Origin of the sequence: Corallococcus sp. AB038B, assembly GCF_003668955.1 — a bacterium.
GTDB lineage: Bacteria > Myxococcota > Myxococcia > Myxococcales > Myxococcaceae > Corallococcus > Corallococcus exiguus.
This window is the reverse complement of the sequence record NZ_RAWO01000004.1, coordinates 489,147-505,344: the sequence shown is the minus strand read 5'-3', so window position 1 is coordinate 505,344 and position 16,198 is coordinate 489,147. Positions and strand designations below refer to the sequence as shown.

1 protein-coding gene (running past one end of the window) is annotated in these 16,198 nt (G+C 70.9%); it reads left to right on the top strand.

Features of this window, described 5'->3' with window-relative positions; genetic code table 11:
* Window positions 1-16,198, top strand: partial view of a non-ribosomal peptide synthase/polyketide synthase gene (locus tag D7Y04_RS21300; protein WP_121760505.1) — the 3' portion only. 16,019 nt of this gene lie to the left of the window's left edge; only the last 16,198 of its 32,217 coding nucleotides appear in the window; the start codon falls outside the window, past its left edge; its stop codon occupies window positions 16,196-16,198.

Sequence of the window (16,198 nt, the reverse complement as noted above, 5' to 3'; positions counted from 1 at the left end):
GCCTCGCGGTGACGTGGAGGTCCGCATCGCCGCGCTGTGGCGTCAGCGCCTGGGCGTTGACTTCGTTGGACGCGACGACAACTTCCTGGAGCTGGGCGGCAACTCGCTGATGGCCGCGCAGCTGCTCAATCAGCTCCGCGACACCTTCCACGTCCAGGTGCCGCTGGCGGCACTCTTCGAAGCGCCCACCGTCGCGGGGCTCGCCTCCCGCATCGAACCACTGCTCCAACAGGCCCCCGCCAAGGAGCCCACGCGCGAACTGCCGCTCATCCCCCGCTCCCGGACGGAGCCACTGCCCCTGTCCTTCGTACAGGAGCGCGTCTGGCGCCTGGAGCAGCACCTCCCCGGCCTGTCCGCGTACACGATTCCCTTCGTCCTGCGCCTGGAAGGCCCCGCCAACGCCGCCATCCTGGAGCGGGCCATCCAGGAGGTCGTCCAGCGCCACGAAGCCCTGCGCACCACCTACGACGCCGTGGACGGCCGGCCCGTGCAGCGCTTCCATCCCCACGTGCGAATCCCGCTGCCCATCGTGGAGGTGGAAGGCACGCCCGAAGAACGCGAGGAGGCCGCGCTCCGCATCGCCCGCGAGGACGCCGCGCGCCCCTTCGATCTGGTGCAAGGCCCCGTGCTGCGCACCACGCTCGTGCGCCTGCGCGCGGACCTGCACCTGCTGGTCTGCGCCATCCATCACATCGTCTGCGACACGCTCTCCACGTCCCTCTTCCTCCAGGAGGTGGGCCAGCTCTACGCCGCCTTCCTCCAGGGCCAGCCGTCCCCGCTGGCGCCCCTGCCCGTGCAGTACGCGGACTTCGGCGCGTGGCAGCGGCAGTCGCTCGCGGAGGAGCGCTTCCCCGAACAGGAGCAGTGGTGGCGTCAGCGCCTGGCAGGCATGCCCAGGCAGCTCGGAATCCCCACGGACCGGCCCCGGCCCGCGAGCTGCCCGCTCACCTCCGAGCGCATGGTGCTGGACTTCCCGCCGGAGCTCGCCGAGGCGCTTGTCGCCTTCGGACGCAGCGAGGGCTTCACGTCGTACATGACGGTGCTCGCCGCGTGGAACGCGCTCCTGCACCGCTACACCGGGCAGGCGGACCTCATCGTCGGCACGCCCATCGGCAATCGCACGAGGCCGGAGCTGCTGCCGCTCATCGGCTACGTGGCGCACTCGGCCGCGTTCCGCACCCACGTGGGGGATGACCCGAGCTTCCGCGAACTCCTGCACCGCGTGCGACGCGAAGTCACGGACGTGCAGTCGCGGCCGGACGTGCCCTTCGAGATGCTCGTCGAACAGCTCGTCCCCGGGCGCGACATCGGCCGGGAGCGCATGACGGACACGGTGTTCGTCTACCACTCGAACCTGGAGATGGGCGGTGACGCGCTGGCGGCCGTCGGAGCGAGAGGCACCTTCATCGAAGTGCCAGGCACGCCCGTGCAGTGGGGCGCCACGCTGTCGGACCTGACGCTCATCCTCACCGAGGAACCCGGCCGCATTCACGGCGCAGTGGAATACGCGACGGAGCTGTTCGACGCCTCCACCGCTCGGCGGATGCTGGAGCACCTCCAGGTGTTGCTCGGGGCGGCACTGGCCCGGCCCGAGGAGCCCCTCTCCCGCCTGCCGCTGGCCACCGACGCCGAACGCCGCGCATGGCCCGTTCCCCCGCCCGTCACGCAGGCCCCCGTCCTGCCCGCACGGCTGCGCGAACACGCGCTGCGGCAGCCGGACGCAATCGCCGTGGAGCAGGCTGGGCGGACCTGGACCTGGCGGGAACTGGCCTCCCGCGCGAGAAGGCTCGCGTCGAGGCTGCGCGAGCAGGGACTCCAGCCGGGAGAACCCGTGGCGCTCTGCCTCCGTGCGTCGCCGGAGAAGCTGGCCGCGCTGTGGGGTGTCCTGGAAGCAGGTGGCGCGCCGGTGGCGCTCGGACCCACGGACCTGGACTCGCTGGCCGTCTATGCCGTGGAAGGCAGTGTCGAGCCCCGGCTCATCACCTGGCGCGGGCTCTTCACTTCAACACGCCTGGAGTCCTCACGCGTCCTGCACATCGAAGAGGTGCTGGGAGACACGTCGCCGTTGACGGTGACGGAGGCGCTGCCGCTTCCCTCGCCGGAGTCCCTGGCGTGGCTCCTGCCCATGGGTGCGGGCCAGCCCGCGTGGGCGTTGAGTCACACGTCGCTCACGGGCTTCTTCGCGGGCCTGGATGCACGGCTGCATCCGGCGCCGGGCACTACCTGGCTCGCCGCCTCCGAACCCGCTCCCGAGAAGCCCGAACTGGAAGCCCTCTGGGCCTTGTCGCGCGGCCTGCGCGTGCTGTTCCCCTCCGAGGCCACCACATCGCGCCGGGGCGTATCGGACGAGGCGGCATCGCGTCCGCTTCAGCTCAGCCTGTCGTACTTCGCCAACGACGAGGACTCGCTCACCGGGCCCAAGTACGAGCTGCTGATGGAGGGCGCGAAGTTCGCGGATGCGCACGGCTTCTCCGCCATCTGGACGCCCGAGCGGCACTTCCACTCCTTCGGCGGCATCTACCCTCAGCCCGCGGTGGTCTCCGCCGCGCTCGCATCCGTCACGAAGCACCTGCGCCTGCGCTCCGGCAGCGTCGTGCTGCCGCTGCATGATCCGCTGCTCGTCGCGGAGCAGTGGGCCGTGGTGGACAACCTGTCGCAGGGCCGCGTCGACGTATCGGTGGCCACGGGCTGGCACGTGCAGGACTTCATCTTCGCGCCCGGGAACTACGCCGACCGGCGCAACATCCTGCTGCGCCACCTGGAGACGCTGCGAGGCCTGTGGCGAGGAGACCGGCTGCGGCGCCCAGGAGGCAACGGCGTCACCGTGGAGGTGGGCCTGCGCCCGAAACCGGTGCAGCGAGAGCTGCCCGTGTGGCTCACCGCCACCGCGAACCCGGAGACGTTCCGGCTCGCGGGCGAGCTGGGCGCGGGTGTGCTCACGGGCCTCTTCGCCCACTCGCTGGAGGAGCTGAAGCCGAAGGTGGCCCTCTACCGCGAAGCGTGGCGCCGCAACGGCCACCCGGGCCGGGGCCACATCACCTGCATGCTGCACACGTACCTGGGTGACGACGAAGCGGAGGTCCTCCGGCAGGTGCGCAAGCCACTGCTGGCGTACTTCCGGAGCTCGGCGGACATCACCACGTCGCTGCTCGCCGCGCAGGGGTATCAAGGGGAGATCGCCAAGGTGTCTCGCGAGGACATCGACGCACTGCTGGAGCACACCTTCGAGCACCACGCGAAGGGCACCGGCCTCATCGGCACGGTGGAGAGCGGCATCCAGCGGCTGCGCGAAGTGCGGGCCTCGGATGTGGACGAGGTGACGTGCCTCATCGACTTCGGCCTGGAGACGCCCGTCGTCCTGGAAGGGCTCAAGCGCCTGGCCACGGCACGCGAGGCCGTGGCCGCCGACGCGGCGACACACTCGCGGCGAGTGCGCGGCGAGCAGGAGACGGATGCGGAGGAGTTGCTGTCGCTGGCGAAGCAGTCGGGCGCGGTGCTGGTGAACACCACGGCAAGGCTGGCCCGAGCGTTGACGGACCTGACGGGAGCGCGTGAGGCCCTGGCACCGGTGGGGGCCTGGGTCCTGGAGAACGCATCCGCGGAGCTGGCGTCCGCGCTCCAGCGCACGGCGGGCGGCGACGTGCTGCTCGCGGGGGAGGCCCGGAATGGAGGCCTGCTGCCGCGTGCGCCGGAGGAGAAGCTGCCTCCGGGCCTGGACGTCTGGGTGCTGGACGCGGCCGGGGCGCCCGTGCCCGCGGGCGTCGTCGGAGAGCTGGCCCTGTCGGGAGCGGGCCTGCCTGCCGCCCTTTGGAGGGCGACGGGTGAGGCGCCGGGCCGACTGGTGCCGCATCCGCTGAGTGGATCCGCGAGCCTCTACCGCACCGGCCGTCCTGTGCGCCTGCGCACGGATGGCCGTGTCGAGGCCGTGAACCTCCCTGCCTTCAAGCTGCCCGCGCCGCGCCCTGCGGCTCCAGCCACCCCGAGCGCTTCGGCCGCGACAGTGCGCGCGGAGACGCCCAGCGCCTCCGGTGCCCTCCAGACGATCCCGCGTGCGCCTCGTGGCCAGCCGTTGCCCCTGTCGTTCGCGCAGCAGCGCCTCTGGTACCTCCAGGAGCTGGAGCCGGAGAGCACCGCCTACAACAACGCGATCATCTTCCGGCTCACGGGGGCGCTGGATGTCACCGCGCTCCAGAAGGCGCTCCACTCGCTCGTGGAACGCCATGAGGTCCTGCGCACCACCTATGCCCTGGGCGACACCGGGGCCGTGCAAATCATCCACGCGACCGGCCCCCTGCCCCTGGAGACGGAGGACGTTTCCGGCGACACGGCAGAGGCGCGCGAGGCCGCCATGCTTCGCCGCTGCCAGGCGTACACCGCGACGCCCTTCCACCTGGACACGGGCCCCGTGGCCCGCGCGCTGCTGCTGCGGCTGGCTCCGGACACGCACGTCCTGCACCTGCTCCTGCACCACGTCGTCTCCGATGCCTGGTGCGCCCTGGTCCTCAGCCACGAGCTGCCAGTCCTCTACGCCTGCGCCAGCGCGGGTGTGCCCTCCGTCCTGCCACCCCTGCCGGTGCAGTACGCCGACTACGCCGTGTGGCAGCGCGCGTGGCTGACCGGGCCGGTGCTGGAGGAACAGGCACGCTGGTGGAAGGAGCTGCTCCAGGGCACGCCGCCGCTGGAGCTGCCCACTGACCGTCCCCGCCCCGCCGCGCAGTCCTACGCGGGCGCCGCCCACGCCTTCCACCTGCCTCGCGAGCTATCCGAGCCGCTCCTCGCGCTGGGCCGCCGTGAAGGCGCCACGTCCTTCATGGTCCTGATGGCGTTGTTCCAGGTGCTGCTCTCCCGCACCTCCGGACAGGACGACTTCGCGGTGGGAACGCCCATCGCGGGCCGCTCGCGCCCTGAGGTGGAAGGCCTGCTGGGCTGCTTCGTCAACACGCTCGCCTTCCGCGCGAGGCTCGACGGCGCACCGGGGTTCCGCGAGCTCATCACGCGCGTGAAGCAGCAGGCACTGGGTGGCTACGCGCGCCAGGACATGCCCTTCGAGCAACTGGTGGACGTGCTCCAGGTGCCTCGCGACCTGAGCCGCACGCCGGTGTTCCAGACCGTCCTCAACGTCATCAACGTTCCGGCGGCCCAGACGACCGGAGGTGCGGGGCTCCAGATTGGCGGAGTGGACGTGCCGGTGACGACGGCCAAGTTCGACCTGTCGCTGGAGGTCTGGGAACAGCGCGACGGCCTGCGCTGCCGCCTGGAGTACTCCACCGCCCTCTTCGACGCCGCGACCCTGGAGCGCATGGCGGAGCATCTGACCGTGCTGGCAAAGGCCGTCGTCGCCGCGCCGGACGCACCGGTCTCCACCTTGTCGCTGCTCACGCCGGCCGCGCGCGAGCAGGTCCTGCGCGGCTGGAACGACACGCGCGCGGACTTCCCTGCTGGCGCCACGCTCCACAACCTCTTCGAGTCCCAGGCCGAACGCACGCCGGAGGCCATCGCGATCCAGTTCGAGAACCAGTGCCTCACGTACGCGCAGCTCGACGCCCGGGCCAACCAGCTCGCGCATCACTTGCGTGCGCGCGGCGCGGGCCCGGAGACCCTGGTGGGCGTCTGCATGGAGCGCTCGTTGGAGATGGTCGTCGCCCTCCTGGGCATCCTGAAGGCCGGAGCGGCCTACGTGCCGCTGGATCCGGCCACGCCCGAGGAACGGCTCGCTGGGATGTTGGAGGACACCGCCGCGCCCGTGCTCCTGGTGCAAGAGCGCTTCCGCGCTGCACTGACACCGCATGCCGCGCACGTCATCGCGCTCGACACCCAGTGGGAGGCCATCGCGCGTGAGTCCACGGCCCGCCCCGTGCCGCAGCCGGCGGATGACTCCCTCGCATACGTCATCTTCACGTCTGGAAGCACGGGCCGCCCCAAGGGCGCGATGAACGCGCACGCGGGCGTCGTCAACCGCCTGCGCTGGATGCAGGGCCGCTACGGCCTGACGTCGTCGGACACGGTGTTGCAGAAGACGCCGTTCAGCTTCGACGTGTCCGTCTGGGAGTTCTTCTGGCCCTTGATGGCGGGCGCGAGGCTGGTGCTCGCGAGGCCCGGCGGACATCAAGAGCCGGACTACCTGGTCGCGCTGATGGCGCGCGAGGGCGTGACGACCACGCACTTCGTGCCGTCCATGCTGCGAGCCTTCGTGGAGGAGCCCGGCCTGGAGTCCCTGACACGCCTGCGCCAGCTGATGTGCAGCGGCGAAGCCCTGCCCGCGGACCTGGTGCTCCGGGCCCAGTCACGACTGCCGCACACCACGCTGCACAACCTCTACGGCCCCACCGAGGCCGCCGTGGACGTGACGTCCTGGGAGTGCCCGCGCGACGAATCCCTGCGAGTCGTGCCCATCGGCCGGCCCGTGGCCAACACGCGCATGCACGTCCTGGATCGACACGGACAACCGGTGCCCGTGGGCATCCCGGGCGAGCTGTTCATCGGCGGCGTGCAGGTGGGCCGAGGCTACTGGCGCCGCCCTACCCTCACCGCCGAGCGCTTCATCCCCGACGCCTTCAGCGACACGCCCGGCGCGCGCCTGTACCGCACGGGCGACATCGCCCGGTGGCGCACCGACGGCACGCTGGAGTACCTGGGCCGTGCTGACTTCCAGGTGAAGCTGCGAGGCTTCCGCATTGAACCGGGCGACATCGAAGCCGCGATCCAGTCCTGGCCCGGCGTGCGCGACACCGTGGCCGTCGTGCGACTGGCGGACACAGGGGGACCGCGCCTCGTCGCCTACGTCAGTATCGAGGGCGGGACGCTCGACACGGCCGGACTGCGCACGTTCCTGCACTCGCGGTTGCCCGAGTACATGGTGCCCTCCACCATCGTCCGCCTGGACGCCCTGCCGCTCACCCCCAGCGGCAAGGTGGACCGCAAGGCCCTGCCCGCGCCGGACGCGCCCACCGCCGGACGCGCGGAGCCCATCGCCCCACGCGACGACACCGAGCGGGCCCTGGCGGAGATCTTCGCGCAGGTGCTCGGCATCGCGCAGGTCGGCGTGCGGGACAGCTTCTTCGAGCTGGGCGGACACTCGCTGCTCGCAACCCAGGTGGCCGCGCGCGTACGGGCGCGCCTGGGCCACGAGGTGCCGCTGCGCACGCTGTTCGAAGCCCCCACCGTGGAGGCGCTCGCCCGGCGCATCACTCCGTCTGGAGCCGTTGCGCCCGCGCTGGCGGAGCCGGAGAAGACCGAGCCCACCGGCCTCACGCCGTTGACCCGTGGCGTACGGCCCGCCGTGCTGCCGCTGTCGTTCGCGCAGCAGCGGCTGTGGTTCATCCATCAACTGGGCACCGCGGACACGGCCTACAACATGCCGTTCTCGCTCCGGCTGGAAGGCACGCTGGACCTCGGCGCGCTCCAGCGGAGCTTCGACCGACTCGTGCGCCGGCATGAAGTCCTGCGCACCACGTTCCGGGAGTACGAAGGAGCCCCGGAGCAGGTCATCCACGCTCCCGGTCCGCTGCCCTTGAGACAGGTGGACCTCACTGGCGTCCTGGACATTGAGCAGCGCCGCGCCGAAGCAACGAGGCTCGCCCTCGAGGAGGCACGCACCCCGTTCGACCTGGAGCAGGGTCCCCTCCTCCGAGCCCTGTTGCTGAAGCTGTCGCCCACGGAGCACGTGCTGGTGCTGAACCTGCACCACATCATCTCTGACGGCTGGTCCACCGGCGTGCTGGTGCACGAGATGGGCGCGCTCTACGCCGCGCTCTCCCGCAACCTCCCCGCCCCGCTGCCCGAGCTGCCGGTGCAGTACGCCGACCACGCGCTGTGGCAGCGAGGCTGGTTGCAGGGCTCGGTGCTGGATGCGCAGCTCGGCTACTGGCGGCGGCAGCTGGAAGGCGCGCCGTCGCACCTGGAGCTGCCCACGGACCATCCGCGTCCGGCCCGGCAGACCTTCCAGGGCGCGCTGATGCCCTTCACCCTCTCGGGGGCCACCAGCGAAGCCCTGGAGGCCCTGGCGAAGCGCGAGGGCGCCACGCCCTACATGGTGCTCCTCGCCGCGTTCCAGGTGCTGCTCGGCCGCTACGCCGGACAGGACGACGTGCTGGTGGGCTCGCCCATCGCGGGCCGCCGCCACGCCGAATCCGAGGCCCTCATCGGCTACTTCGCCAACACCGTCGTCCTGCGCACCCGGCTGCGCGAGGACGACAGCTTCGTCTCGCTGCTGACGCGCGTGCGGAACACAACCCTGGGCGCCTACGAACACCAGGACCTTCCGTTCGAGAAGCTCGTCGAGGCACTGCACTCCGCGCGCGACACATCCCGCACGCCGTTCTTCCAGATCACCTTCACGCTGCAGAACGCGCCGCTGCCGCCGCTGGCCCTGCCCGGCCTGTCGTTCCAACCGATGAACGCCGACCCGGGGGCCATCCGCTTCGACCTGGAGCTGCTGCTGCACCGCGCTCCCGAGGGCTTCACGGGAGGCCTCAACTTCAACACCGCCCTGTTCACACCCGGCACGGTGGCCGGAATGGCCAGGCACCTGAGCGTGCTGCTCGAAGCCGCGGTGGCTTCGCCAGGAACTCGGCTCACACGCCTGCCGCTGCTGACGCCCGAGGAGCGGCACCAGGTGCTCATCTCCTGGAACGACACCACGACGGAGTATCCACGTGACGCCTCCGTGCCCGAGCTGTTCGCTGAGCAGGCCGCGCGCACGCCAGACGCCGTCGCCGTGAGGATGCCCGCGAGTCCGGGGGCCTTCCCGTCAGCGGACACGACGCGGGTCGCAGCGAGTGAGCTCACGTACGGAGAATTGGATCGCCGCTCGAACCAGCTCGCGCACCACCTGCGCCGGGTGGGCGTGCGGCCTGGAGACCGCGTGGGGCTATGCGTGGAGCGTTCGCCGGAACTCGTCACTGGCATGCTCGGCATCCTCAAGGCGGGCGCGGCCTACGTGCCCGTGGAGGCGAAGGCCCCGGCGGACCGCACGACCTGGGTGCTCCAGGAGGCGGGCGTCAGCGTGCTCGTCACGCAGGCGGCGTTGGCGGATGAGCTGCCGGCGGTGACCGGGCTCCTCGTGCTGCTGGATGAAGAAGCAGACCTGATCGCGAAGCAGCCGGTCACGCCGATGGACGTACGGGTGCCCGCGGAGGCGCTGGCCTACGTGATGTTCACGTCGGGCAGCACGGGCCGGCCCAAGGGTGTCTGCGTGCCCCACCGGGGCATCGTGCGCCTCGTCCGGGGCAATGGCTTCATCGCCTTCGGTCCGGATCAGGTGTTCCTCCAGGCCGCGCCGGTCGCGTTCGACGCCTCCACGCTGGAGCTCTGGGGAGCGTTGCTGCACGGCGCGAAGCTGGTGCTTGCACCGCCGAATGCGCTCTCACTGTCGGAGCTGGGCATGCTGCTCGCAGTGGAGGGCGTCACCACGCTGTGGCTCACCGCCGCCCTCTTCGAGCAGATGGTCCTTCACGAAGGAGCCTCGCTCGCGGGCGTGCGGCAGGTGCTTGCAGGCGGGGACGTGCTGCCCGTGCCGCGCGTGCGAGAACACCTGTCGCGGATGGCGCCGGACGCCGTGCTCGTCAACGGGTACGGCCCCACGGAGAACACCACCTTCTCCACCACGCACACGCTGCGCGCACGGGACACCGTGGAGCGCTCGGTGCCCATCGGGCGCCCGCTGACGAACTCCACCGCGTGGGTGCTGGACGCGCACCTCCAGCCCCTGCCGCCGGGGCTGCCCGGCGAGCTGTACGTCGGCGGTGACGGCCTCGCCTGGGGCTACCTCCAGCGGCCGGACCTCACCGCCGAGCGGTTCATCCCCCATCCCCACGCCGCCACGCCGGGCGCCCGCATGTACCGCACGGGCGACCGGGCCCGCTGGCGCGACGACGGCACCCTGGAGTTCCTGGGCCGCACCGACTTCCAGCTCAAGCTCCGCGGCTTCCGCATCGAGCCCGGAGAAGTGGAGGCCGTGCTGCGCCAGGCTCCGGACGTACGCGAGGCCGCGGTGCTCGCGCGCGAGGACGTGCCCGGTGAGAAGCGGCTCGTGGCCTACGTGGTCCTCGACGAGGACGGCGCCGGCACCGACCGGGTGAAGGCGCACGCGCAGCGGCAACTCCCCGACTACATGGTGCCGTCCGCCTGGGTGGCTCTGCCATCCCTGCCGCTGTCACCGAACGGCAAGGTGGACCGCAAGGCCCTGCCCGCACCCGAAGCGCCCCGGTCCGCAGAGTCGACGCGCGAAGCCCCACGCAACGCCGTGGAGGCACAGCTCGCGGCCATCTGGGCGGAGGTGCTGCACTTGGACGCCGTGGGCATCCACGATGACTTCTTCGACCTGGGAGGCCATTCGCTCCTGGCCACACAGGTGGTGTCGCGCATCCGCGCGGTGCTGGGCGTGGAGCTGCCCCTGGGTGAGCTGTTCAACGCGCCCACGGTGGCCGCGCTCGCCCTGCACCTGGGGGCCACCACGAACCTCCGCGAGCACGTGCCGCCTCTCACCCGGGCCCCGAGGCCCCCGCTGCTGCCACTGTCCTTCGCGCAGCAGCGGCTGTGGTTCATCGACCAGCTCGAACCGGGCAGCGCCCTCTACAACATGCCCGTCGCCCTGCGACTCCTCGGCGCGCTGGACGAGGCCGCGCTGAAGGGAAGCCTGGACGCATTGATGGCGCGGCACGAATCCCTGCGCACCACCTTCCGCACGGAAGCAGGCCAGCCCGTGCAGCACATCCACGCGCAGGCCACCGTGCCGCTGGAACGCGTGGACCTGTCCGCGTTGGAGGACACCGAAGCCCGGCTGCGCGAAGCGGAGCGCCTGGCGACAGAGGAGTCCCAGCGGCCGTTCGACCTGGAGCGAGGCCCCGTCATTCGCGCCCTGCTGATCAGGCTCGCGCCCGAGGAGCACGTGCTGGTGCTGCACCTCCACCACATCCTCTCCGACGGCTGGTCGCTGGGCGTGATGGTGCGCGAACTCACTGCCCTCTACGCGGCACTGCGCGAGGGCCGGCCGCCCGCGCTCCCGGGGCTGCCCGTGCAGTACGCGGACTTCGCGCTCTGGCAGCGAGCCTGGCTCCAGGGAGAAACACTGGAGGCGCAGCTGGCCTGGTGGACCCGGCAGCTCGAAGGAGCGCCCCGGACCCTGGAGCTGCCCACCGACAAGCCCCGTCCCGCCGTCTCCACCCAGCGCGGAGATACGCTACCTGTGCACATACCCCTCGCCCTGTCCGAGCGCGTGGAGGCACTGGCGAAGCAGGAGGGCGCCACGCCCTTCATGGTGCTGCTCGCGGCCTTCCAGACGGTGTTGCACCGCTACGCCGGCCAGGACGACGTGCTCGTCGGCACGCCCATCGCGAACCGTCGTCACGCGGAGACCGAAGGCCTCATCGGCTTCTTCGTCAACACGCTGGTGCTGCGTGGAAGCTTCGGCGCCCGGACGACGTTCCGGGAGCTGCTGACCCAGGTGCGCGCCACGACGCTGGGCGCCTACGAGCACCAGGACGTCCCATTCGAACGGCTGGTGGAGTCGCTGCAAACGACGCGCGACCTGGGGCGCATGCCGCTGTTCCAGGTGATGTTCGCGCTCCAGAACGCGCCAGTGCCGGAGCTGGCGCTGCCCGGCCTCACCGTGCGGCCCGCGACCCTCGCGGAGCGCACGACATCCCAGTTCGACCTGAGCCTGGACCTGGACCGCCGCGAGGATGGCTTCCGGGGCAAGCTCGAATACGCCACGGACCTCTTCGAGCGTCCCACCATGGCGCGGCTGATCACCCACCTCCGCGTGCTGCTGGAGGCAGTGCTCACGAATCCGGATGGACCGCTGTCCGGATTGTCTCTCGTGTCGGAGGAGGAACGGCGACAGCTTCTGGGCAACCTGGCCGGAGGCGTGTCGCCTTTCGACGGCGAAGGCACGCTGCACGGCCACTTCGAAGCCCAGGTGGCGCGGACTCCGGACGCGGACGCCGTGGTGTTCGGGGACACGACGCTGTCCTTCCAGCAGCTCAACGCGCGGGCAAACCAGCTCGCCTGGCACCTGCGTTCGCTGGGTGTGGGTCCGGAGGTGACGGTGGGCCTGTGCCTGGAGCGCTCGGCGGAGAGCGTCATCGCGCTGCTCGCGGTGAACAAGGCCGGGGGTGCCTTCGTGCCGCTGGACCCGGCCGCGCCCGCCGCGCGCAGGTCGTTCGTCCTCAAAGACTGTGGCGCGTCCGTGCTGGTGACGACGCGGGCACTGCAAGAAGCGTGGCACCCGGAGGTGCCCCACCTGGTGCGGATGGACGCAGAACCTGTCGGACAGTCGGACAGGTTTTCGGAGACCGCACCGGCGGCGGAGGACGACTCGGAACTTGTCCGACTGTCCGACAGGTTTTCAGAGACCGCACCGGCGGCGGAGGACGGCTCGGAACTTGTCCGACAGTCGGACAGGTTTTCGGAGACCGCTCCGGAGGAGGAGGACGGCTCGGAACCTGTCCGACTGTCGGACAGGTTTTCGGACAACCTGCCGCCAGCGGCGGGAGCGGGGAACCTCGCCTACGTCATCTACACCTCCGGCTCCACCGGGACGCCCAAGGGGGTGATGGTGCGGCACCGCTCGCTGCTGCACCTGAGGCACGCGCTCTTGCGGACCGCCTACGCGGGCCAGCCCATGGCGCTTCGCGTCAGCGTCAACGCCCCCCTGTTCTTCGATGCAGCCATCGAGCAGGTGCTGCAACTGCTGAGTGGCCACTGCCTGTGCCCTGTTCCGGAGGACCTCCGGTTGGAGCCGGAGCGGATGCTCGAGTGGCTGGAGCGGACGCGGGTGGACGCACTGGACTGCACGCCCGCGCAACTGAAGCTCCTGCTGGATGCGGGGATGCTGGACCGTCCCTGCCTGCCGTCACTGATGTTGGTGGGAGGCGAGGCACTGGACGAAGTGATGTGGCGGCGACTCGCCACGACCCGGCGCACGCGGGCCTTCAATGCCTACGGCCCCACCGAATGCACCGTGGACGCCACGGTCTGGGACATCCAGGGAACGTCCCACGCGCTGCCCGTCATCGGGCGGCCGCTGGACAACCTGCGCGCGTACGTGCTCGACGAGCGTCTGGAGCTGGTTCCCTTCGGGCTGCCCGGAGAACTGTGCTTCGCCGGTGAAGGCGTCGCGCGCGGCTACCTGGGCCGGCCGCACCTGACCGCCGAGCGCTTCATGCCGGACCCCTTCGGCACGGAGCCTGGAGCGCGCCTGTACCGCACGGGCGACAAGGTCCGGTGGCGCGAGGACGGGACGCTCGAGTTCATGGGCCGCCTGGACTTCCAGGTGAAGCTGCGTGGCCACCGGATCGAGCTGGGCGAGATCGAGTCCACGCTGCGCGCGCATCCGGGCATCCGGGACGCGGTGGCCCTGGTGCGCGAGGACGTTCCTGGCGACGCGCGCCTCGTCGCCTATGTCACGCCGGAAGCGGACACCACGCCACTGCACGAGCACCTGCGCAGGCACCTGCCGGATTACATGGTGCCGGCCACCGTCTTCGCCCTGCCTGTCCTGCCCCTGACGCCGAACGGCAAGGTGGACCGCAAGGCCCTGCCCGTACCGGACGCGTCATCGCGCCCCGCACGTGTCTTCGAGCCTCCCGCGACCCCCACCGAACAGCGCCTCTCGACCATCTGGGAGGAGCTGCTCCGCGTGTCCAGCGTGGGCCGTCACGACAACTTCTTTGAGCTGGGCGGACACTCACTCCTGGCCACGCAGGTGGTGTCGCGAGTGCGTACCCATTTCGGTGTGGAGCTGCGCGTCCGGGCCCTCTTCGAGACGCCGACCGTGGCGGGGCTCTCCCAGCGGCTGACGGACGCCGCATCCACGCCCGCGCTGCCGCCGCTGACGAGGACGCAGGGAGACGACCTCGCGCCCCTGTCCTTCGCGCAGCAGCGGCTGTGGTTCATCGACCAGTTGGAACCGGGCAGCCCGCTCTACAACATGCCCTTCGCGCTGCGGCTATCCGGAGCGCTGGATGTCCCCGCCCTCCAGCAGGCCTTCGACGCGCTGGTGCAACGGCACGAAACCCTGCGCACGACGTTCGAGACACACGACGAAACACCGCGTCAGCGCATCCATCCCGCGCCCACGGGAGTGCTGCGCACGGAGTACATGGAGGCCCTCCCCACGGATGCGCGTGAGGCCGAAGTCCGGCGCCGCATGGACGCCGATGCGCTGCGTCCCTTCGACCTGGGCACGGGTCCCCTCGCTCGCTTCACCCTGCTGCGGCTGGACACGAGCGAGCACGTGCTCCTGCTGTGCACTCACCACACCGTCTCCGATGGCTGGTCCTTCGGAGTGCTCGTGCGCGAGCTCGTGACGCTCTACGAAGCCTTCCGCCAGGGCCAGCCGTCGCCGCTGCCGGAGCTGCCCGTGCAGTACGCGGACTTCTCCCGGTGGCAGGCGTCATGGCTGGAAGGCCAGGTGCTGGACGGACAGCTCGCCTGGTGGAAGCAGCGACTCGAAGGGGCGCCACATGCGCTGTTGCTGCCCACGGACCGGCCGCGTCCGGCCCGCCGCTCCGCACAGGGAGCACGATGGCCCGTCCAGCTGACACCGACCTTGAGTGACGCAGTGGAAGCGCTGGCGAAGCGGGAAGGCGCCACGCCCTTCATGGTGCTCATGGCCGCGTTCCAGTTGCTGCTGTCGCGGTACTCCGGCCAGGACGACGTGCTGGTGGGCACGCCCATCGCGAACCGCCGTCACGCGGAGACCGAAGGCCTCATCGGATTCTTCGTCAACACGCTGGTCCTCCGAGCCCGCTTCACCGCGGACACGTCGTTCCGGAAGGTCGTCGCACAGGTGCGCTCGACCACGCTCGGCGCGTACGAACACCAGGACCTCCCATTCGAACGGCTGGTGGACGCACTCCAGCCCGAGCGCGACCTGGGCCGCACGCCGCTCTTCCAGGCCCTCTTCGCACTGCACAACACGCCGGATCCGGAGGCCACCCTCCCGGGCCTGACGCTGAAGGCGGTGGAAGTCCCCTCCACTGTGGCGAAGTTCGATCTGGACCTCGCCCTCATCCGGCAGCCCGACGGCTTCCAGGGCGCGCTCACCTACAGCACGGACCTCTTCGACGCCGCCACGGTCCAGCGGATGATGGAGCGCTGGAGCACGCTGCTGGAGACAGTCCTCGCCGAGCCCGACGCGCCTCTGGATCCACGAACGCTGCTGACGGACGAGGAGCTTCTCCGGATGCACGTCCCAGAAGCACCGGCGTCCCGTCCCTCCGAAACCACGGAGGTCGCCCCACGCGACGACATGGAGCGGAAGTTGGTGGCGCTCTGGGAGGAGCTGCTGGGGGTCCGACCCATCGGCGTGACGCGTCCGTTCTTCGACCTGGGCGGTCACTCCCTGCTCGCCGTGAAGCTGATGGCGCGCATCCGGGAGCGCTTCCACCGCGAGCTGCCCCTGGCCGCCCTCTTCCAGGCGCCCACGGTGGAGACGCTGGCCCGGCTGCTGCGTCAGGCGCCCGAAGTCTTCTCCCCCCTCGTGCCCATCCAGCGCGAGGGCTCGCAGCGGCCCTTCTTCTGCGTTCACCCGGTGGGCGGCAACGTGCTCGCGTACGCGGCTTTGGCGAAGCAGCTGGGCCGGGAGCAGCCCTTCTACGGGCTCCAGTCCCAGGGGCTCGATGGAAGCCGTCCACCGCTCGACACGGTGGAGGCGATGGCGGCGCTCTACGTGAACGCCGTGCGCACCGTGCAGCCCCACGGTCCCTACCGGCTCGGCGGCTGGTCCATGGGAGGCGTGGTGGCCTTCGAGATGGCCCGTCAACTCCAGGCCCGGGGCGAGACCGTGGAGCTCGTGGCCCTCATCGATTCCAGCCCGGCGACGGACGACCGCGTGCCGCTCGACGTGGACGACGCGGGCCAGGTGGCCGCGCTGTTCGAGCTCGACCAGGGACAGCTCGCGACGCCGGAAGCGGCCACGGAGGCGGGGCGCACGCTCCTGCACGTCTTCACCCGCAACCTGCGCGCCCTGAAGCACCACCGCCCCGGAACGTTCACCGGCCGCGTCCTCCTGCTCCAGGCGGGCGACAACCCGAAGCACGGGGACGACGGCTGGAGCGCGCACGTCCACGGCGAGCTGACGCGCGAGGTGCTCCCCGGCACGCACTACTCGCTGCTGCGCGCGCCCCACGTCCAGCGGCTCGCGGAGCGTTTGACGGAGGCGCTCCAGGGCGCGGCGCGGGACACGTCCCGGTAG